The sequence below is a fragment of the Paracoccus onchidii genome (assembly GCF_028294535.1).
GTDB classification, from domain to species: domain Bacteria; phylum Pseudomonadota; class Alphaproteobacteria; order Rhodobacterales; family Rhodobacteraceae; genus Paracoccus; species Paracoccus onchidii.
The window spans coordinates 51,898-71,798 of sequence record NZ_JAQBIE010000004.1; the positions used below are offsets into that span (position 1 = coordinate 51,898).

A 19,901-nucleotide genomic window follows, 5' to 3' on the forward strand; every position below is an offset into this window, starting at 1 on the left:
TTTGCGGTTCGCTTCGCGTCATACTCCACATGGGGCCGCGCGGAAAGGGGCACATCCTGTTTGCGCGGGCTTGCAACCACCCGGTTCTGGCTGCTTTATCGCGACAATGAACGACAGCACGCCCATCCATTTCCCTCCCCGTTCGCGGATTGCGGTCCTGACCTGCGAGCCGGTCGGACTGCTGGACTATCTGGCACCGGAAGGCGGGGTGCGGCAGGGGCAGCTTGTGCTGGTGCCGCTGGGGCCGCGCCGTGTGCTGGGGCTGGTCTGGGGGGAAGGCGCGGGCGATTTCGACCTGTCCAAGCTGCGCATGGTCGTGCGGGTGCTGGATGCCGAACCGTTTTCAACGCAGTTTCGTGATTTTCTGACACGGGCTGCGGATTACACATTGACGCCGCCGCCGCTGATGCTGCGGATGGCGACCCGCGCGCCGGACCTGTCCCAGCCGCCGGCGGCGCGGCGTGTGGTCGTGCCGGGCAACAAGGCGCCGCAACGCATGACCGAGGCCCGGCAACGCGTGCTGGATGTCATCGAACAATATGGCGGGGCCAGCTTTGCGCCTTCGGAACTGGCGCAGTTGGCCGGGGTTGGTGCATCCGTGGTCAAGGGGCTGGTCAGCCAGGGTGCCCTGGCGGAAATTCAGGCTCCGCGCGATATGCCTTATGCGCGGCTTGATCCGTCCTTGCCAGGAAAGCCGCTGGCGGCAGATCAGCAAAGCGCCGCGGATGCGTTGCGCGCGGCGATTGCCAAGGGCGGTTACGGCACGACACTTCTGCGCGGCGTCACCGGATCGGGCAAGACCGAGGTCTACCTCGAAGCGGTTGCAGAATGCCTTGCACAGGGGCGTCAGGCGCTGGTCCTGTTGCCTGAAATTGCCCTTTCTGCCGAATTCCTCGACCGGGTCGAGGCGCGTTTCGGCGCGCGTCCGGGTGAATGGCACAGCGGCATCACGCGAACCGAGCGCCGGCGGTTGTGGCATATGGCCGGACGCGGCGATGTCGGGATGGTGGTGGGCGCGCGTTCAGCACTGTTCCTGCCGTTTCGCGACCTCGGACTGATCGTCGTCGATGAAGAACATGACAGCAGCTACAAGCAGGAAGATGTCGTGTTCTACAGCGCAAGGGATATGTCGGTGTTGCGTGCCTCTGTATCGGGCGCGCATGTGGTGCTGGCTTCGGCAACGCCCAGTCTGGAAAGCTGGGTCAACGCGGCCAGCGGCAAATATGCCCGACTCGATCTGCGGTCGCGTTATGGCGAGGCCGAATTGCCCGAGATGGCGGCCATCGATCTGCGAAGCGAGGATTTGCCGTCAGGGCGCTGGATCTCGCCGACCCTTGCGGGGGCCGTCAAGGCGCGGCTGGAGCGGGGCGAGCAGTCGTTGTTGTTCCTGAACCGGCGTGGCTTTGCGCCGGTGACCGTTTGCCGTGCCTGCGGCGAACAGATCGCCTGCCATCAATGTGATGCGCGTATGGTCGAGCATCGGTTCCAGAACCGGCTTGTCTGTCACCAATGTGGCGAGACACGGCCGATTCCCACGGTCTGCCCATCCTGTCAGATCGAGGGCAAGCTTGCGCCGATCGGACCGGGGGTCGAGCGGATAGCAGATGAGGTCGGGGCATTGTTCCCGGATGCCAAGGCAACCGTGCTGTCGTCGGATCTGTTCCATTCCGCACGCGCGTTGAAAGAGGCTATCGCCGAGATTTCCGAGGGTGATACCGATATTATCATCGGCACGCAGATCGTGGCCAAGGGGCATAATTTCCCGCGCCTGACGCTGGTCGGGGTGATCGACTCGGATCTGGGCCTGCAAGGGGCGGATATGCGTGCGGCAGAGCGCAGTTTCCAATTGATGCGGCAGGTCGCAGGCCGGGCTGGGCGCCAGTCAGGCAAGGCGCCCGGCGTGGCTTTGTTGCAGACCCATCAGCCCGATCACGCGGTTATACGTGCAATCCTGTCGGGGCAGGACGAGGCGTTCTGGGATGCCGAGGCCGGGGCTAGGCAGGCGGCGGGAATGCCACCTTTCGGGCGGCTGGCGGGGATTATCCTGTCCCATCCGGATCTGGAGGTCGTCGCGGGCTTTGCCCGTCAGTTGGCGGCGAATGCCGGCCCGTTGGTGAATGCCGGGGCGCAACTTTGGGGGCCGGCTCCGGCGCCGATCGCGCGGGTTCGCGGGCGCCACAGAATGCGGATGCTGGTGCATGCGCCGCGTCAGGCCCCCGTGCAGGCGGCGATTGCCGATTGGCTCGCCCCGCATCGGCCCCCGGCCAATCTGCGGCTGTCCGTCGATATCGATCCCCAGAGTTTTCTCTAGTTTTTCAGTACGATACAACGCCCGCCAAGTCGTTTCAGCTTGATGCAGAATGAATTGGCCTCGGACTTGCTTTCATAGCCGACCTGCGCGGTATAGACGGCGCGGGGCATGCCCGACAGCTTCTTGCGGACATAGCCGACGCGCTTGCCGCCCAGAACCGGGCGCAAGCTGCGATTCAGGCGTGCGACCTGCTGGGCGGCGCCGGACCTGCTGGGATGGCTGGCAACAATCACACCCCAGGGAAAGACGCGGGGTTGAATCGTGAACTCACGCAGGCTGCGGTTCCCGGCCAGTTCCACACAGGCCGAGCGAAACCCGGCCTGTCCGTTCAGCGCCAATCGCAATTCGTTGTCGCGCGGCGGGTTGTCCCGCCACCGCCAGGCGTTGTGACCGGTGATCGATTCGACATAGTCCAGTGTTTCGTAAGGCAGGGTCGACTGGTTGGCGATGAAACGCGCCGCGCGCGCCTCGCCACCGTTATAGGCGATGGCGGCAAGGCCGATATTCCCGAAATTGTCGGACAGATAGCGCAGATACCAGGCGGCGGTGAAGATCGCCTGTGCCGGGTTGAAAGGGTCGTGCAGATTATAAAGATCGGCCGTGCCGGGCATGAACTGGGCGATTCCCTGCGCTCCGGCGGGGCTGATCGCGCCCGGTTCGAACCGACTTTCCTTCCACAGCAGGCGCGCCAGGAAATTCGGGTCAAGCCCCCGCTGGCCGGCATTGCGTTCAATCAGCTTGCAAACGTCGTCGACATAATGCGTCAGCCGCACACAGTCGCGCCCGTCATCGGTGCAGCGCAACTCCTGGTTCTGCCGAGCAGGTGCAAACCCGTGAACGGCATCGACCGCAGGGCGGGCCAATGCCGATTGCGACACAAGTCCCAGTGTCAGGAAAATTGTTGCAAGAAGGCGTCGCACCGAAATTCCTTTCGCGCCTGATCGCCGGATGCGCAATCCGAAACGCGCGGCGATCCGGGCATTATTTCCTGGATTTGGATTTCTTTCTTGCCGCCGCCCTGGCGATCTTGGCCATGGCCTTTTCGACCTCTCGCGTGGCCTTCTTTGCCGCTTTGCGGGCAGCCTTCTCGGCCTTCTTGTTCAGCTTTTTCGCTGCTTTCCGGGCCTGCTTTCGGGCCTTTTTCAAGGCTTTCTCGGCATCTTTCTGCGTGGTCGCGGCTGTAGTCGTGCCCGTGGTATCTTCGGTGCGGGTTTCGTTGACCGGCTGCGGTTGCGCGGGCCCTTCATGAACCGGTCTTTCCTTTTTGGGCTTGGATGCAAGGGGCTGACCGGGACGGCGCGAGGTCGGGCGCTTTTCCGCCGTCTTGCGATCGGCGGGCGCGCGTCGGGCACCGGCCGGGTTGCGCCGGGCAGGGACATTGCGGGCCGATGGGGCGGTGCTGGCAGCGGCGCTGGTCTGCCCGCGCTTTCGCAGGGCAGCCCGTGCACGCTTTAGCGCGTTGCGCAGCAGCCCGGCGGCAGACAGACCGTCGGGCTGGGTCTGCGTTGCGGCCGTGGGAATGGCGGCTTCCAGATCCGCGATCAGACGCTGCAATGCCGGAGTGTCCAGCTTGCCGATGGCCGGGCTGCGGCTGTTGCTGGACAGTTCGTATTCGCGTGGTCCCAGCAATTCCTGTTCACGTTGGGCGTGGTTGGGCATGTCGTTTCTCGTTTGCGGTGTCCGGCACCTGTTTGGTCGGCAGATTGCGCAAATTTGCCGTGATTTGCAATTGGAAAGCCCCCGGCCATGACGCCGGGGGCTGGAAGCAATCTACTGGTTCCGCCGTCAGGCGGGGTCGACATATCAGCGTGCGGGAACGGCGCTTTCGACCGGCGATTGTGCCGCCGCCAATGTCGCCGACTGCCCGGTCGCAACGGGCATTTCCGCAACCGGCACGACATAGCCTTCGGGCGTTTCGGTCATCTGGCCTTCCAGGCGGATGCTTTCGGCCTGAGTGCGGACCTTGACGCGAGAGCCGATCTCGGTTTCGTCGAACAGGTCGATGATATCCTGATTGAACAGGCGGATACAGCCGGCCGAGGTGGCCTTGCCGATCGAGGACGGGTCCATCGTGCCGTGGATCCGGTAATAGGTGTCACGGCCGTTGCGATACAGATACAGCGCGCGCGAACCCAGCGGGTTGTTCAGACCACCCGGAAGCCCGCCCGCGAATTGTGCATAAAGCTCTGGCTCGGTGCGGATCATGTTCTGCGTCGGGGTCCAGCCTGGCCATTGTTTCTTGACCGAAATCACGGCGCTGCCGTTAAAGCCCCTGCCGGCGCGACCGACGGCGATACCAAAGCGCATGGCTTCGCCGTTTTCCAGCACGTCATACAGGACGCGGGCATAGGGGTCGACGACGATGGTGCCGGGGCTTTCGGGGCCGTTATAGGCGACGCGCTGGCGGCGGTTGCGTTCGGTCAGATAGGCGGAGCGCACTTCGGGGATGGCCACGGGTTCACCCTGGGGGCCGATATCGGTCCGGGCCTGATAGACCGCAGGGACGGCGTCCGAACCGCTCGGGGTTGAGCTCTGGGTGGTTGGGGCACAGGCGGCCAATCCAAGGGCCAGAGCCGCATAGAGGGGAGCGAGGCGCATCATCTGTCTTCCTTTATGGCGTTTGAACACACTGGCAGAAGCATGTCCGGGGCAGCGTTTATTTATCAGATACCACACGCGACGGCAGAATCGCGCATGATTCGAGCAGACTTTCATCAGCCCGCCACATTGCCCCGCGGTCAACCCCGGGGGCGGATCTGGGCCATGTTTGCATACATGCTGTGACTTGTGGGTTCCAGTCGGGGGGCAATATTGCCCTGATTGATGCCTGAACGGCGGCAAACCGGGCAGGTTGGCGATGCGGGTGTGCTGCGCGGTCAGGGCCAAACCGCAGGCGATTGCCGATTGCGGCGGGCCATTCTAGGGTGGCCCCATTCAGCGCAGGCGACAGCAATACGATGACCAACCAGCCCCCCAATTCGGCATTCGCGCCGTTCCGGCACCGTGATTTCCGCGTGCTGTGGAGCGTGACACTGATTTCGAATTTCGGCGGGTTGGTGCAGGCCGTCGGTGCGGCGTGGATGATGACACAGCTGACCGACAGCGCGACCCTGATCGCTTTGGTGCAGGCCTCGAATACGCTGCCGATCATGTTGCTTGCGATCATGTCGGGGGCGTTGGCGGATATATTCGATCGCAAGACATTGTTGCTGACGGCGCAATTGATGATGACGGTGACATCTGCCGGTCTGGCGGTTGCGGCCTGGCAGGGGTGGCTGACGCCCTGGTCGCTATTGGTATTCACCTTTCTCATCGGATCGGGGCAGGCGCTGTATAATCCGCCCTGGCAGGCCAGCATGGGGGATTTGGTGCCACGGGCGGATCTGCCTGCGGCGGTCACGTTGAATTCGGTCGGGTTCAACCTCATGCGCAGCATCGGACCCGCGGCCGGCGGTCTGATTGTCGCCGGGTTCGGTGCCGCCGTGGCGTTCATGATCAATGCAATCAGCTATGTGCCGTTGCTGGGTGCCCTGTTGCGCTGGAAGCCCGAAATAGCGCCCCGCACCGCACCGCCCGAAGAATTCCTGCCCGCAATGGCGGCCGGGCTGCGCTATGTCGCACTGTCGCCCAATCTCATGCGCGTGATCCTGCGTGCCGCTCTGTTCGGCTTTGCGGCGGTGGCGGCGCTGGCGCTGTTGCCGCTGGTGGCGAAGGGCCATCCCGAAGGCGGGTCCATGCTGTTCGGGATGTTGCTGGGTTGTTTTGGTTTGGGCGCGATCTGCGGTGCCGTTCTGAACCCGCGCGTGCGGGCGCGTTACAACAATGAAATGATCGTCCGCATCGCGTTCGCGGGCTTTGCGCTGGCGTTGATCACCCTGGGGCAGACCGAACAGGTCTGGCTGCATGGCGTGGCATTGCTGCCGGCGGGGGCGTCATGGGTGATGGCCTTGTCCCTGTTCAATGTGACGGTGCAATTGTCGACGCCCAGATGGGTCGTGGCGCGTGCGCTGGCGCTGTATCAGACGGCAACTTTCGGCGGAATGGCCGCCGGGTCCTGGGCTTGGGGCAGCGTGGCCGGCGCCCATGGTCTGCCTCTGGCGCTGACATTGGCGGGCTGCGTCCTGGCCTTTGGCGCGCTGATCGGGTTGTGGCTGCGAGCCCCCGAATTCGGGGCGGTCGATCTGGATCCGGTGAACCGTTTTCGGGAACCGGCCCTGCAACTGGATCTGCGTGGGCGGTCGGGACCGATCATGGTGATGGTCGACTACCGGATATCACAGCAAGACGTACCGGAATTCCTGCGTCTGATGAAGCTGCGTCGCAATATCCGTCGCCGGGACGGGGCGCGCAACTGGGCCTTGTTGCGCGATCTGGAACATCCCGAAACCTGGTCGGAAAGCTATCATATCGCGACCTGGGATGAATATGTCCGCCACAATCTGCGCCGGACGAAATCGGATGCAGAGGTGACGTTCGCGCTGCGTGAATTGCATCGGGGCGATGCTGATCCCGTGGTTCACCGTATGATCGAACGCCACAGTATCAGTCAAAGCGATGATGTGCCGCTGGTGGGCAAGATCGAGGTCCCGTAACGGTTGGTTCAGCCTGCCTGACATGCGACCGGCAGTTTCGGCACAGCTTCCACCAGTTGCCGCGTATAGGCCGAGGCCGGGGCCTCGATCACCTGATCGGCAGGACCGTCTTCGACGATCTTGCCCTGTCGCATGACCAGAATCCGGTCCGTGATCGCGCGCACGACAGACAGGTCATGGCTGATGAACAGATAGGCCAGCCCGTGTTCGGTTCGCAATCGCGCCAGCAGATCCAGAATCCGGGCGCGCACCCTGACATCCAGCGCGCTGACCGCTTCGTCCAGAATGATCAGTTGCGGGCGCGTCACAAGGGCGCGGGCGATTGCGATGCGTTGGCGTTGGCCGCCCGAAAACTGGTGAATATGCTTGCGGGCATCCGAAGGGGACAGGTCCACCTGTTCCAGCGCCATTGCCACCCTGTCGCGCCAATCCCCGGGGCGGCCCGTAAGGTGGAATGGCTCGGCGATCAGTCGTTCGACACGCCAACGGGGATCAAAGCTGCCGAACGGATCCTGAAACACCACCTGCATATTCGTGCGGTGGTTGTTCCTGCCCGTCGTGGCTGCATTAACAACGTTTCCGTTCAGCAGGATCCGACCGCCCTGCAACCGATCCAAGCCCAGAATGGCGCGTGTCAGCGTAGATTTTCCGCAACCCGATTCCCCGACCAGCCCCAGGCTTTCCCCGCGATACATCTTCAGGCTGACGTTATCGACGGCGCGGAGCGGCTGTTGCCGGCCACGACCGCGATATTCACGGGTGACGTTGTGCAGTTGCAGCAAGGTCGCGCGCGTTCCGGGCGTTTTGGCGACGGGCCGAGGCGGGCTGTGTCGGGATGCGTCAAGCAGCTGGCGCGTATAGGGGTGGTCCTGACGCTGAAAGATGTCGCGCGTTGGTCCTTGTTCTACGATCCGCCCCGATTTCATGACGGCGACCTCATCAGCGACCCCGGAAACAACCGCAAGGTCGTGAGTGATCAGCAGCAGGGCCATGCCGTCCTGGCGGACAAGCCCTGCCAGAAGGTTCAGGATCTGGGCCTGCGTGGTGACATCCAGGGCGGTTGTCGGTTCATCGGCGATCAGCAGGTCGGGGCGGGTCGCGATCGCCATTGCAATGGCGACCCTTTGCCGCTGCCCGCCCGATAACTCGTGCGGGTAGAGGCTCAGTGGAAAGCGCGGGGCGGGCAACCCTACCCGGTCCAGCTTGTCACGCGCCAGACGCAGGGCAGCGGCGCGCGACAGCTTCTGATGCAGGCGCAGGGGTTCGGCGATCTGGTCGCCGATCGTCATCAACGGATTCAGCGCGGTCATCGGTTCCTGAAAGATCATGCCGATCCTGCGCCCGCGAATTTCGCACATCCGGGCTTCGGACAGGCGCAAGATGTCCTGACCATCCAGCATGACCTGACCCGTTGCCCTGATCCCGTGGGGCAGCAGGCCCAGCATGGCAAGCGCGGTCATGGACTTGCCGCTGCCCGATTCCCCGACCAGCGCCGTGATCCTGCCCGCCTGTAACGAAAGGTTCAGGCCGGATAACAGCGGCTCGGTGCCGATATGTGCCGACAACTGTTGCAGGCGGATCATGGCTGGCCCCGCAATCGTGGATCCAGCCGGTCCCTCAGCCCGTCGCCCAGCAGGTTCAGCCCCAACACCGTCAGAACGATGCACAGGCCGGGAATGATCGCCACATGGGGGGCCATGGCGACCATGGTTTGCGATTCGGCCAGCATGCGCCCCCAGCTGGGCGTCGGAGGCTGGGCACCCAGCCCGACATAGGACAGGCCGGCCTCGGCCAGAATGCCCATCGAGAACTGGATGGTTCCCTGCACGATCAGCAGGTTGGCGATATTGGGCAGGATATGCTGCATACTGATCAGGGCCGCACCCTTGCCCGAAACACGGGCCGCGCGGATATAATCCAGCGTCCAGACCGGCAGCGCCGCGCCCCGCGTGACCCGTGCAAATACCGGAATGTTGAATATGCCGATCGCGATGATCGCGTTGACGGCCGACGGGCCGAGGACTGCGGTGATCAGGATCGCGATGACAAGCGAAGGAAAGGCGAAGATCAGGTCGTTCAAGCGCATCACGGCGTCATCGATCCAGCCGCCCTGACGCGCCGCTGCCAGCAATCCCAATGGCACCCCAAGCCCCATGCCGATTCCGACAGCAACCAGTGCCACGGCAAGCGAGACCCGCGCCCCCAGCATGATCATCGACAGGATGTCGCGCCCGAAATGATCGGTGCCCAGCCAGAACTCCGGCGATGGCGGTTGCAGCCGTGCGGCGATGGACAGTTGTGTTATATCGGCGGGTGTCCAGATGAATGACAGCACCGCCGCGCCGGCAACTGCCGATGTCAGCGCCGCACCGATGACCAGCCCGCCCCTCATTTGCGCAACCGTGGATCAATGGCGGCATAGGCCAGATCTACCAGGAAGGTGACGGTCATTACGGCAATGACCAGCACCAGAACCGAGGATTGGACCACGATCAGATCGCGCTGGTTGATCGCCTGAAAGATCAGCCGGCCCAGCCCCGGCAGGAAGAACACATTTTCGATGATGATCGCGCCGGCCAGTAGAAAGGAAAATTGCAATCCCATGATGGTCAGCACCGATACCATGGCGTTGCGCAGCGCGTGCCGCCGCAATGTCTGGCCCGCGCTCAGTCCCTTGGCGCGGGCGGTGCGGATGTAATCCTGCTGCTGAGCCTCGATCAGTGCGGATCGCAGGATTCTGGCCAGAATTGCCGATTGCGGCAGCGCCAGCGCCAGCGCGGGCAACAACAGCGATCGAATCGCGCCGAAGGGATCGGACCAACCGGGAAACCCGCCGGCGGGGAACCAGCGCAGCCTGACCGCGAACAGCAGGACCAGCAGCATTGCGAACCAGAAATTCGGCACCGCGACACCCAGTTGCGTTGCTCCCATCACCGCAAGATCGCCGCTCCGGCCGCGTCGCGATGCAGCGAACAGCCCGGCGGGAAAGGCGATTGCACTGGCCAGAACCAGCGCCATGATCGCCAATGGAAACGAGACCTGAAGCCGGTCGATGATCATCTGCGATATGGGCGTCTTATAGGTGAAGCTGTCGCCGAAATCGCCTTGCAGCAGCGATGTCAGCCAATGCGCGTAGCGCAGCGGCAATGGCCTGTTCAGGCCCAACTCTTGGCGCAACGCGGCCAGGGTTTCGGGCTGTGCACCGGTGCCCAGCATGAAGGCTGCCGGATCGCCCGGAACCAGCTCGACGATCAGGAAGATAATCCATGACGCCGCAAGCAGGCTCAGCGCAAGCGTCAGGACCCGGCGGGCGAAATAGCGCAGCATGTCCGGACGCCGTTGCGCCTTGGGGGTGAGAAAGGGATGGCGGGGGCGCGCATCACAACTTGTCGCGCCAGCGATTGACCAAGGGATAGCGCCGGTCCAGCCAGAAGGCCCTGGTCGAGATGCGCGGACCGGGCGCCGCCTGATAGCGTTTCCATTCGCTGATATAGAGCAGCTTTTCGACCTTGCGCACCGTATCGGCGTCAAAGCCCTGCGCGACCAAATCCTTTAGCGCCAGATCCTTTTCGACCAGACCTTCCAGGATCGCGTCCAGCACCTCGTAGGGGGGCAGCGAATCCTCGTCCTTCTGATCGGGGCGCAACTCGGCCGAGGGGGGCTTGCTGATGATCTGCGGCGGGATCACCTCGCCCTTGGGGCCCATCATCCAGTCGCGGTGATTGGCGTTGCGCCAGCGGCTGGTTTCGAACACCCGCGTCTTGTAGAGATCCTTGATCGGGTTATAGCCGCCCGCCATGTCGCCATAGATCGTCGCATAGCCGACCGCGACCTCGGATTTGTTGCCGGTGGTCAGCAGCATTTCGTTGAACTTGTTCGACAGCGCCATCAGCATGACACCGCGCAGGCGGGACTGGATGTTTTCCTCGGTGACGTCGGGTTCCGTGCCCTCCATCAGATGGGCCAGCGCATCCGATACCGCGTCGCGTGCGCCGTCGATCTTGACCGTGTCCAGCCGCGTGCCCAGCCGGGTGGCGCAATCGGCGGCGTCATCCAGACTGCCCTGTGACGTATATTCCGACGGCAGCATGACGCAGCGCACGTTTTCCGGTCCGATGGCATCGGCGGCGATGGTGGCGACCAGCGCGGAATCGATCCCCCCCGACAGGCCCAGAACGACCTTCCTGAAACCCGACTTGCGCAGATATTCCCGCAGGCCCAGCATCATCGCGTGATAATCCTGTTCCCAGACATCGGGCTGCGGCGCCATCAGACCGGGCTGCGCCTGCCAGCCTTCGGCGGTGCGGATGAAATCGACCTCGGTCAGGACCTCTTGGAAGGGGGGCAGTTGCACGACCTTCTTGCCGCCGGGGTTCAGCACGAAGCTGGCCCCGTCATAGAGCTGATCGTCCTGCCCGCCGACCATGTTCACATAAACCAGCGGCAGGCCGGTTTCGATCACGCGACCGACCATATGGCCCATGCGCAGGTCCAGCTTTTCGCGGTGATAGGGGCTGCCATTGGGCACGACCAGGATTTCCGCGCCTGTTTCCTCCAGCGTTTCGGCGACATCGGGATACCAGCTGTCTTCACAGATCGGGCTGCCGATCCGGGCATCGCCCACCACATAGGGGCCGCTGATCGGGCCGCTGTCGAACAGGCGCAATTCGTCGAACAGCTGCTTGTGGGGCAGGTGATGTTTCAGCACCCGCGCGACCAGCTGGCCATCCCGGAATACGAAATAGGCGTTATAAAGCTTGTCACCCTCGCGCCAAGGCGCACCGATGCCGATGGCGGGGCCGTCACTCAACGATTGTCCAAGTGCCATCACCGCTTCGACCGCCTGTTCGGTAAAGGCCGGTTTCAGGACAAGATCCTGTGTCTGATAGCCGGTGATGAACATTTCCGGCAGCGCCAGCATGTCTGATCCGGCCTCGCGCGCATGTTCCCATGCTGCGCGGGCCTTTGCGGCGTTCCCGCTCAGGTCGCCCACAGTCGCGTTCAGCTGGCCGATTGTCAGGCGCAAGCGGTCGGTCATGGCGTTGCCTCCAGTTTTTTCGAGACTGTGATAGGGGAACGCGCGCGAAAGGAAAAGTCGGGCTTTGCGCGTCGCGGCCCCGTGCGTTAGACCATAGGGCAAAAGAAGAGGTTGATGGGCGATGGCAACGGCAAGACAGGCGATATTGCGGGCAGGCGTGATGGCGCTGGCGCTGATTTCGGCAGTAACGGCCGGTCATGCGCAGGTCATCACCAAGGAATATGACGATGGCGGTGTCTATGAAGGCACGTTTCGCAATGGACGCCAGCACGGTCAGGGTTCCTACACGCTGCCCAATGGCTACAAATACGAGGGCGACTGGGTCGAAGGTGAAATCTTTGGACAAGGCACGGCGACCTTTCCCAATGGCTCGGTCTATGTCGGCCAGTTCGCCAAGGGCAAGCCCGACGGCAAGGGCAAGATCACATATGCCGATGGCGGCACCTATGAAGGCGACTGGATCGCCGGTGAAATCACTGGCAAGGGCGAGGCCCATTACGCAAATGGTTCGGTCTATGTCGGGGATTTCGTCAATGGTCTGCATCAGGGCAAAGGTGTTCTGACGCAGACGAACGGATATAAGTATGACGGTGAATGGAACGCTGGCGTCAAGGAAGGCCAGGGGCGCATCACCTACCCTGACGGCGCAACCTATGAAGGCGGCATGCTGGCCGGTCAACGCGCCGGCAAGGGCAAGCTGACGATGGCGGATGGTTTGGTTTATGACGGGGTCTGGTCGGCTGGCCAGATGTCGGGAACCGGCGTTCTCGTGCAGCCTTCGGGGGATACCTACGAAGGCCAGATGCAGAACGGCAAACGCGAAGGGCTGGGTGTGGCCACCTATGCCAATGGCGATGTGTTCGACGGCCAGTTCATGGCGGATCGCAGGCATGGGCAAGGCACGTTCACGGGAACCGATGGCTATGTCTATGTCGGCCAGTGGGTCGAGGGTCGAATGGAAGGGCAGGGCCAGATCACCTATCCCGATGGATCGGTTTATGATGGTGACATGAGGAACGACCGGCCGGACGGCACCGGCAAGATCACCTATCCAGATGGCTCGACCTATGAAGGTCAGTGGGCCGCTGGCGTGATTGCGGGCGAAGGGAAGGCCAGCTACGCCAACGGTATGGTCTATGAAGGCAGCTTCAAGAATGCCCGAAATGACGGTCAGGGGCGCATGTCCTATCCCGACGGCTATGTCTATTCCGGTGCGTGGCAGGACGGGCAGCGTCATGGCGAGGGTCAGGCGACCTATCCTGACGGAACGGTTTACACAGGCAGCTTCGTCAATGGCCTGCGCGAAGGGCAGGGCAAGCTGACGACACCAGAAGGGTTTGTCTACGAAGGTGGCTGGAAAGCAGGCGAAATCGACGGAGACGGGGTGGCTACCTATGCCAATGGCGATCGCTATGAAGGGCATTTCGAGGCCGGAAAACGTCAGGGTCAGGGCATGATGCGCTATACGACGGGGCAGATTGCGGCCGGAAAATGGGAAGACAACCGCCTGGTCGAATCTGGTGAGGTTTCTGGGGATGCCGCCCCCTCGGAAACGCCATCCATGCCAGATGAGGCGCCGTCCAGTGAATAAGGTGCTGCCGCATTAGCCCGCCTTACTGTCCGGAGGCAGCCCCATGACCGCTATCATGTCGCCGATCGAGGCGCGAAATCGCGCCGGATCTGTCTGGATGGTGCTGGCGATGCTGGCATTCGCGTTGGAAGATACGCTGATCAAGGCAAGCGCATCGAGCCTGCCCTTGGGCCAGATACTGATCTTGTTTGGCTTGGGGGGTACGGTTCTGTTTGGTGCCCTTGCGGCGGCCAATCGCGAAAACCTGTTCTCGCGCCGGGTGATGAACCGGACGATGCGGGTCCGGTTCGGGTTCGAGGTGACAGGGCGTCTGTTCTATGGGATCGCGATTGCCTTGACCCCGCTATCCGCGGCCACGGTCATCTTGCAGGCAACGCCGCTGGTGGTGGTTGCGGGGGCGACCCTGGTGTTTTCCGAACGGGTCGGGTGGCGGCGTTGGTCCGCGATCGTGGTCGGGCTGATCGGGGTGTTGGTGATCTTGCAGCCCGGCGGCGACAGCTTTTCACCGCTCTCGTTGTTTGCGGTGGTGGGGATGTTGGGTTTTGCCGGCCGTGATCTGGCCAGCCGCGCGGCCCCGGCGGGCATGGGAACGGCGACACTGGGGTTCTATGGTTTCCTGGCTGTCATCGTGGCTGGCGTGATTTTCGCAATCTGGCAGGGCAAGGCCTTTGTCTGGCCGGCGGCCATGACGGCCTTGTATCTGGCCGGTGCGATGCTTGCCGGTGTGGGGGCGTATTTCGCCCTGATGAAGGCCATGCGCACCGGCGAAGTGTCTGCGGTGACACCGTTTCGCTATACGCGACTGCTGTTCGGTATTGGCTTTGGGATCCTGTTCTTCAACGAAAGTCTGACCGTTCCCATGATCGCGGGATCATTGCTGATCCTGATTTCGGGGTTGTTCACCCTGTCGCGCAGCAAGAAGCCGCCGTCATCGGGCGCCACCTAGCCTTTTGTCGGCGAGGACTCGGTTGTTTCACTGCTGTCACCGAACAGGCCACGCAAGCCGCGGCTGACCAGATTGCCGACCTTTGGGCGGGGCTGGGCCATGAATGGCAACGGGCGGCAAACCTCCATTGCGGCGATGCCGACCCGTGCGGTCAGGGCGCCGTTGACGATACCTTCGCCAAATCTGCGAGACAGTTTCGCCATTATACCACCCCCGGCAACCGTATGGATCAGATCATCGCCTGCCGCGACCGCCCCCGTCGCCACCAGATGAGTCATGACCGTGCGGGCCAATCGCCATCCGCCGACCGCCCCGGCGCGCCCGCCATAGATTTCTGCCATCCGTCGGATCATGCGCAGATTCGCGGCCAATGCAGCGGCCACATCTGCCAGCGCCAGCGGAATCAGGGCGGTCGCCGCGGCAACACTGCGGGCTGCGGCTTCGATCTCGCGGCGGGCCTGTTGGTCCAGCTGGGCCAGCAATTCGGTCTCGGCCAGGGTCATAAGGCTGCGGGCATCAAAAACATCGGCTTGTTGATCGGCCAATCGCTGGCGCTGCCATTTCAGCTCGGGGCGGTCACGATAAAGGCTTTGCAGCTGGTCGCAGACCTTGCGCGCCTGTTCGATGCTTTCCTCGGCCAGCGCCGCACCCGCCTGCCGCTGGATCGCGTCGATCCGCGCAAAGCGTGCCCAGGCGCGATATTCCCGCCACGCCATCGCCAATGCGGCGCAGGTAAACAGGCCAAACAGCGCGATGCCGATCCAGCCCAGAACAGGATAGCTGTTCAACAACCCGTCAATGAATTCCAGCGCCGCGATCGACAACAGAAAGGTAAACAGGGCGACGCCGGAATTGATGAAGAACCGCGTCAGCCGTGACGGCGGCCGCCCGACAAGACGCGTGACCATTTCCATGGTGTGCGGTCGGGGCATCATGGGGTCGGCACGATCGACGGGCGGTGCGTCGGCGGGGCTCGGACCCGGATCGTCGCGCTGATCGATTTGCGGCCCATCCTTCGGTGCCGGGCCGGGGCCGTCGTCGATTTCGATCAGGACCGGTCCACGTCTGTTGGGTCTGGAAGGTTCGCTCACAACCGGTCTCCGATCAGAAATTCGGCGGCACGATCCAGCCGAATATGGGGTGGGCCGTCCCCGGGACGCGCCGTCATCGGGGCGGGGGCAAAATTCATGACCGCGTAATCGCCGTCCAGCCATTCGGTCGCACCGGATCGGGCCGGATGCAGCAATGCCGCGGGATCGGCGGGCAGTTCCCCGGGATACAGCGCCGCCTGTCGGCCATCGAGCAGCCTGCCGCGCACGGCGGGCAAGTCTTCGCCATTTTGGTGAATGATGTCCTCGGTCGTGGCGCGCAAGGCGGCCAGCGACATTGCCTCGGTGCGGGCCCCCGAGAAATCCGCGCGGTCGCGTGCTTCACGCAGCATCGCGGACAGGATCGCGGTCAGGCGGTTGTGCTGCATGTGATGCAAATGGTCCGCCTTGGTCGCCGCAAACAGGATCCGTTCGACACGCCGGGTGCCCAGCAATTGTGCCAGCCATCCCGCGCGGCCGGGTTGAAATGCGGACAGGATTTCGGCCATGGCCCGACGAATATCCTCGATCGCTGCCGGTCCCTGATGAATTGCGCCCAGCACATCCACAAGCACGATCTGCCGGTCGATCCGGGCAAAATGTTCTCGGAAGAACGGTTTGACGACGCGACTTTTATACGCTTCGTAGCGGCGGCGAAATTCCTTGTGGATCTGGGTGCCTGCCAGGGTCTCTGGCAGCGGGGCAAAGGTCAGAGCCGGCGATCCTTCAAGTTCGCCCGGGATCAGGAAGCGGCCGGGGGTGCAGTCGGACCAACCGGCTTCGCGCGCCGCCGCCAGATGTGCGCTATAGCTGCGTGCCAGCCTTTGGGCGGTGGGTTCATCCAGGCGTTTCTGTGCGGGTATGCCGGCCAGAACCTGGTGATATTCATCGGCACCGGGCCGGCCTTGCATGCGCGCCAGAACGTCCTTCGACCATTCGCTGAAATCTTTTTCCATAAGCCGCAGGTCCAGCAGCCATTCGCCCGGATAATCGACAATGTCGAGATGCACGGTCTGTGGGCCGCGAATCCCGGACAAAAGCCCGCGACGCTCGGTGCGGATCGACAGGCGAAGCTGGCTGACATGTCGGGTGCCGTCCGGCCAGCAGGGGTCTGGTCCGGTCAATGCGGACAGATGTTGTTCGTAATCAAATCGCGGCACGGTGTCGTCTGGCTGGGGCTGCAACCATGCGGCCTTGAGGCTGCCATCTGCTGCCGCGCGCAACGCATGCATACGGCCGCGATCCATGAGATTGGCCACCAACGACGTGATGAACACGGTTTTTCCGGCCCGCGAAAGCCCGGTCACACCCAGTCGAATCACGGGGTCGCCCAGGCCCAAGCCTTGCATCAGATCGTTGCCGATTCCCATTCTGCCCGCCGCCTTGTCGTGGTTCTTTCCCGTCAAGATAATCAGAGCTGTCCCGGTTTCATAGGGCCGGTGCGGGGTTCCGCTTGTCGGGGGCATGCGACATAAGACGGGAATGCAAAGCAAATTGCCGATCGATGACGTTCTTGACCACCTGTGCGATGCGTTGAAGGCGCATGGGCGTGCGGTTCTTGTTGCCCCCCCGGGGGCGGGCAAGACGACGCGCGTGCCGCTTGCGCTGCTTGAACAGATTTCGGGGCGCATCGTGATGCTGGAGCCAAGGCGCCTCGCGGCGCGTGCGGCGGCAGAGCGGTTGGCGGCGCAATTGGGCGAACAGGTCGGGCAGCGCGTGGGCTATCGCATGAGGGGCGAAGCAGTCGCAGGCAGCCGGATCGAAGTGGTCACTGAAGGCATTCTGACCCGTATGGTTCAGTCAGATCCCGAACTGGCGGGAATCGGCTGCGTTATCTTTGATGAATTCCACGAACGCAGCATGAATGCCGATCTCGGGTTGGCGTTGGTGTGGGAATCGCGCGGGGCCTTGCGCGATGATCTGGCCGTGGTGGTCATGTCGGCCACGCTGGATGCCGAACCCGTTGCCGAACTGCTGGACGGTGCGCCGGTCATTCGGTCACAAGGGCGGGCGTTTCCGGTTGAAACGCGCTGGCTTGCACGACCTTTGGCGGCATCGTCGCGGCTGATCGACGAAGCGGCCCGCCTGATTGACACCGCAGTCCGCGAAACGGTCGAGACCGGCGGCACGGTGCTGGCCTTTTTGCCCGGCGAAGGTGAAATCCGCCGCGTCGGTGCGTTGCTGGCTGGCGGCGATTGCGAGGTGCTGCCATTGTTCGGGGCATTGGACAGCAAGGATCAGCGCAAGGCCTTGTCCGAACCGGGAAGCAGGCGCCGGATCGTTCTGGCAACTTCGATCGCGGAAACCTCGCTGACGATTCCCCAAGTGCGGGTGGTCGTGGATTGCGGACGCGCAAGGCGTGCCCGGTTCGATCCGGGCAGCGGCATGTCGCGTCTGGTCACCGAAAGGGTCAGCCGGGCCGAGGCCGATCAGCGGCGCGGACGTGCGGGCCGTGTCGCGCCGGGCATATGCTATCGCCTCTGGGCCAGGGCCGAAGAGGGTGCGTTCCCCGCATTCGCGCCTGCAGAAATCACGGTTGCCGATCTGGCGCCGCTGGCGTTGGAGCTGGCTGCATGGGGGGCGCAACCATCCGAGCTGGCCTTTCTGACCGCGCCGCCCGATGCTGCCTTGTCCGAGGCCAAGGGGTTGCTGGAACAGCTTGGCGCACTGGACAAGGCGGGCAGGATCACCTTGCATGGTAAGCGGTTGGCCGGGCTGCCCCTGCATCCGCGCCTTGGGCATATGCTGTCCGTGGCAGGGCCGCAGGCCGCCGATCTGGCCGCGTTGCTGGGGGACCGCGATTTCCTGCGTGGCGCGCCAAGTGATATCGGGCTGCGGCTGTCTGCGCTGCGTGATCCGCGCGGCTTTGCCCGACAGCGGCCCTATGACATTCACCAACCCACATTGCAGCGCATCCGCGACGAGGCCCGACGCCTGCACCGTCTGGCTGATAACCTGGGTGGTGCAGCTGACCGGGTGGTTGTTGCGCGAAGCTCGGGCGAAATGATCGCCTTGGCCTATCCCGATCGTGTCGGTCTGCGGCGCAAGGGCGATCAGCCGCGTTTCGTCCTGTCCGGGGGAAAGGGCGCGATGCTGCCCGCCGAGGACCTGTTGGCAAATCAGCGTCTGATCGTTGCGCCGGACCTGACCGGCGATCAGCGCGAGGCGCGTGTTCGTCGGGCCGCCCCGATTGACGAGGCGGGTTTGCGCGACCTGTTTCCCGAACAGATCACCACGGTTCGGTTCTGCGAATGGTCGCGTCGTGATGGCAAGGTTATTGCGCGCAAGCAGGAACGTTTTGGCGTGTTGCCACTGTCTGATCAGGTCTGGAAAGACGCTCCGCAGGATCTGGTCGCGGCGGCGGCCTTTGAAGGGCTGCGCCAGGACGGTCTGCCCTGGACTGCCGCCGCGGCGCGGTTGCGCGCGCGCATTGCCCTGGTTGATGGTGACGACAGCGTGTCCGACGAAACGCTGCTTGCCGATGGCACGTGGCTTGTGCCGTGGCTGGGTCAGGCAAGGTCGTTGACGGATTTGCGCGGCCTGAACCTTGTCGAGCCGCTGCTGCAACGTCTGGGCTGGGACGGGCAGCAAAGGCTTGCGGCTGCGGTTCCCGCGCATTTCGAAACGCCGCTGGGGCGCAAAGTGCCCATCGATTATGGCCACGAGACGCCTTCGATCCAGCTGCGCCTGCAGGAATTGTTCGGCGTGACCCGCCATCCGGTCGTTGCGGGGCGTCCGCTGCGGATCACGCTGCTGTCACCGGGGGGCAAGCCCGTGCAGGTGACAGCCGACTTGCCGGGGTTCTGGGCCAGTTCCTATGGCGAGGTGCGCAAGGAAATGCGGGGCCGCTATCCGCGCCACCCCTGGCCCGAAGACCCGACCGGCGCCGACCCGACAACCCGTGCGAAACCGCGCGGCACCTAGTGGTTTTCAACCGATGGGGCGGATCAGTTTCTTGTCCAGAACCCGCAGCACGACGGGCAGGTCGTGGCCGCGTTTCAGGATACGGCCATCCATGCCGATCACGGCATAGGCACCCTGCGCATTGCGCAGGCGCGGCCGTTTTTCGATCCGGTACAGGGGGTGTTCGGTCGCGCGTCTGAACACGCTGAAAATCGCCGCATCGCGCAGGAAGGACATCGCATAGTCGCGCCATTCACCGGCCGCCACGAAGCGCCCGTATAATGACAGGATCACCGCCAGTTCCTGTCGGTTGAAAACCACGCGGTCGGAATCGGCCTGAAACGGCGGTGCGGCATTCATCATGACTGAATGGTGACACCGGCCTTGACGCAAATCAATCCGAAAAGCAGTGGGGGCGCGCCCGCGCAGGGC

At 63.3% G+C, this 19,901-nt stretch carries 15 protein-coding genes; 5 read left to right on the forward strand and 10 right to left on the reverse strand.

All coding sequences use genetic code 11. The features are described 5' to 3' along the window. Positions 1 to 106: 106 nt before the first annotated feature. The gene (locus PAF17_RS04230; protein ID WP_271887838.1) at positions 107 to 2,311 is read left to right on the forward strand and encodes a primosomal protein N'; all 2,205 of its coding nucleotides are present in this window, start codon (positions 107 to 109) and stop codon (positions 2,309 to 2,311) included. On the opposite strand, the gene PAF17_RS04235 is transcribed toward PAF17_RS04230, so the two are convergent. The 3 genes from PAF17_RS04235 to PAF17_RS04245 form a co-directional block, all read right to left on the reverse strand. Beyond that, on the reverse strand, positions 2,308 to 3,231 hold the full coding sequence (locus PAF17_RS04235; RefSeq protein ID WP_271887839.1) for a lytic transglycosylase domain-containing protein: 924 nt from the start codon (positions 3,229 to 3,231) through the stop codon (positions 2,308 to 2,310). The two genes, PAF17_RS04230 and PAF17_RS04235, sit on opposite strands and share 4 nt — an antisense overlap. Before the next feature lie 61 nt (positions 3,232 to 3,292). Beyond that, positions 3,293 to 3,970, reverse strand: coding sequence for a hypothetical protein (locus tag PAF17_RS04240; protein WP_271887840.1), 678 nt, complete (start codon positions 3,968 to 3,970; stop codon positions 3,293 to 3,295). A gap of 144 nt (positions 3,971 to 4,114) precedes the next feature. After that, the gene (locus tag PAF17_RS04245) at positions 4,115 to 4,909 is read right to left on the reverse strand and encodes a L,D-transpeptidase (RefSeq protein ID WP_271888008.1); all 795 of its coding nucleotides are present in this window, start codon (positions 4,907 to 4,909) and stop codon (positions 4,115 to 4,117) included. A 359-nt stretch (positions 4,910 to 5,268) separates the two neighbouring features. Here PAF17_RS04245 and PAF17_RS04250 point away from each other — a divergent pair, with 359 nt between their 5' ends. Beyond that, a complete protein-coding gene (locus PAF17_RS04250) occupies positions 5,269 to 6,903 on the forward strand; it encodes an MFS transporter (protein WP_271887841.1) in 1,635 nt (544 codons plus the stop codon). An 8-nt stretch (positions 6,904 to 6,911) separates the two neighbouring features. On the opposite strand, the gene PAF17_RS04255 is transcribed toward PAF17_RS04250, so the two are convergent. From PAF17_RS04255 to PAF17_RS04270, 4 genes are read right to left on the reverse strand one after another with little or no spacing between them, the layout of a single operon-like run. Then, positions 6,912 to 8,486 carry an ABC transporter ATP-binding protein gene (locus tag PAF17_RS04255; protein ID WP_271887842.1) on the reverse strand — a complete coding sequence of 525 codons (1,575 nt, stop codon included), beginning with the start codon at positions 8,484 to 8,486 and terminating at the stop codon, positions 6,912 to 6,914. Then, entirely contained in the window at positions 8,483 to 9,295 is an 813-nt protein-coding gene (locus PAF17_RS04260; RefSeq protein ID WP_271887843.1) for an ABC transporter permease, read from the reverse strand. The genes PAF17_RS04255 and PAF17_RS04260 overlap by 4 nt, the downstream gene beginning before the upstream one ends. Beyond that, the gene (locus tag PAF17_RS04265) at positions 9,292 to 10,230 is read right to left on the reverse strand and encodes an ABC transporter permease (RefSeq protein ID WP_271887844.1); all 939 of its coding nucleotides are present in this window, start codon (positions 10,228 to 10,230) and stop codon (positions 9,292 to 9,294) included. The genes PAF17_RS04260 and PAF17_RS04265 overlap by 4 nt, the downstream gene beginning before the upstream one ends. 52 nt (positions 10,231 to 10,282) lie before the next feature. Continuing rightward, the gene (locus PAF17_RS04270) at positions 10,283 to 11,941 is read right to left on the reverse strand and encodes an NAD+ synthase (RefSeq protein ID WP_271887845.1); all 1,659 of its coding nucleotides are present in this window, start codon (positions 11,939 to 11,941) and stop codon (positions 10,283 to 10,285) included. A 121-nt stretch (positions 11,942 to 12,062) separates the two neighbouring features. Between PAF17_RS04270 and PAF17_RS04275 the strand changes: the two genes are divergently transcribed. Next, positions 12,063 to 13,532, forward strand: a complete 1,470-nt coding sequence (locus PAF17_RS04275; RefSeq protein WP_271887846.1) for an MORN repeat-containing protein — start codon at positions 12,063 to 12,065, stop codon at positions 13,530 to 13,532. Between the two features lie 43 nt (positions 13,533 to 13,575). Continuing rightward, positions 13,576 to 14,478 (forward strand): DMT family transporter, encoded by a 903-nt coding sequence (locus PAF17_RS04280; RefSeq protein WP_271887847.1) that lies wholly within the window; start codon positions 13,576 to 13,578, stop codon positions 14,476 to 14,478. Here the strand turns inward: PAF17_RS04280 and PAF17_RS04285 are convergent. After that, a complete protein-coding gene (locus PAF17_RS04285; protein WP_271887848.1) occupies positions 14,475 to 15,569 on the reverse strand; it encodes a YcjF family protein in 1,095 nt (364 codons plus the stop codon). The two genes, PAF17_RS04280 and PAF17_RS04285, sit on opposite strands and share 4 nt — an antisense overlap. Beyond that, positions 15,566 to 16,936 (reverse strand): YcjX family GTP-binding protein, encoded by a 1,371-nt coding sequence (locus PAF17_RS04290; protein ID WP_271887849.1) that lies wholly within the window; start codon positions 16,934 to 16,936, stop codon positions 15,566 to 15,568. The genes PAF17_RS04285 and PAF17_RS04290 overlap by 4 nt, the downstream gene beginning before the upstream one ends. A gap of 112 nt (positions 16,937 to 17,048) precedes the next feature. Here PAF17_RS04290 and hrpB point away from each other — a divergent pair, with 112 nt between their 5' ends. After that, complete coding sequence (hrpB, locus tag PAF17_RS04295) at positions 17,049 to 19,490, forward strand: ATP-dependent helicase HrpB (protein WP_271887850.1); 2,442 nt, start codon at positions 17,049 to 17,051, stop codon at positions 19,488 to 19,490. Between the two features lie 6 nt (positions 19,491 to 19,496). Here the strand turns inward: hrpB and PAF17_RS04300 are convergent, their stop codons facing one another. Beyond that, positions 19,497 to 19,829 carry a DUF2794 domain-containing protein gene (locus PAF17_RS04300; RefSeq protein ID WP_271888009.1) on the reverse strand — a complete coding sequence of 111 codons (333 nt, stop codon included), beginning with the start codon at positions 19,827 to 19,829 and terminating at the stop codon, positions 19,497 to 19,499. Positions 19,830 to 19,901: the final 72 nt, after the last annotated feature.

What these genes read in the sequence shown, in the direction of transcription:
- PAF17_RS04250 (WP_271887841.1), top strand. Translation starts at nt 5,269, where the DNA reads ATGACCAACCAGCCCCCCAATTCGGCATTCGCGCCGTTCCGGCACCGT.
- hrpB (WP_271887850.1), top strand. Translation starts at nt 17,049, where the DNA reads ATGCAAAGCAAATTGCCGATCGATGACGTTCTTGACCACCTGTGCGAT.
- PAF17_RS04300 (WP_271888009.1), bottom strand. Translation starts at nt 19,829, where the DNA reads ATGAATGCCGCACCGCCGTTTCAGGCCGATTCCGACCGCGTGGTTTTC.
- PAF17_RS04260 (WP_271887843.1), bottom strand. Translation starts at nt 9,295, where the DNA reads ATGAGGGGCGGGCTGGTCATCGGTGCGGCGCTGACATCGGCAGTTGCC.
- PAF17_RS04265 (WP_271887844.1), bottom strand. Translation starts at nt 10,230, where the DNA reads ATGCTGCGCTATTTCGCCCGCCGGGTCCTGACGCTTGCGCTGAGCCTG.
- PAF17_RS04275 (WP_271887846.1), top strand. Translation starts at nt 12,063, where the DNA reads ATGGCAACGGCAAGACAGGCGATATTGCGGGCAGGCGTGATGGCGCTG.
- PAF17_RS04245 (WP_271888008.1), bottom strand. Translation starts at nt 4,909, where the DNA reads ATGCGCCTCGCTCCCCTCTATGCGGCTCTGGCCCTTGGATTGGCCGCC.
- PAF17_RS04270 (WP_271887845.1), bottom strand. Translation starts at nt 11,941, where the DNA reads ATGACCGACCGCTTGCGCCTGACAATCGGCCAGCTGAACGCGACTGTG.
- PAF17_RS04280 (WP_271887847.1), top strand. Translation starts at nt 13,576, where the DNA reads ATGACCGCTATCATGTCGCCGATCGAGGCGCGAAATCGCGCCGGATCT.
- PAF17_RS04255 (WP_271887842.1), bottom strand. Translation starts at nt 8,486, where the DNA reads ATGATCCGCCTGCAACAGTTGTCGGCACATATCGGCACCGAGCCGCTG.
- PAF17_RS04290 (WP_271887849.1), bottom strand. Translation starts at nt 16,936, where the DNA reads ATGGGAATCGGCAACGATCTGATGCAAGGCTTGGGCCTGGGCGACCCC.
- PAF17_RS04230 (WP_271887838.1), top strand. Translation starts at nt 107, where the DNA reads ATGAACGACAGCACGCCCATCCATTTCCCTCCCCGTTCGCGGATTGCG.
- PAF17_RS04240 (WP_271887840.1), bottom strand. Translation starts at nt 3,970, where the DNA reads ATGCCCAACCACGCCCAACGTGAACAGGAATTGCTGGGACCACGCGAA.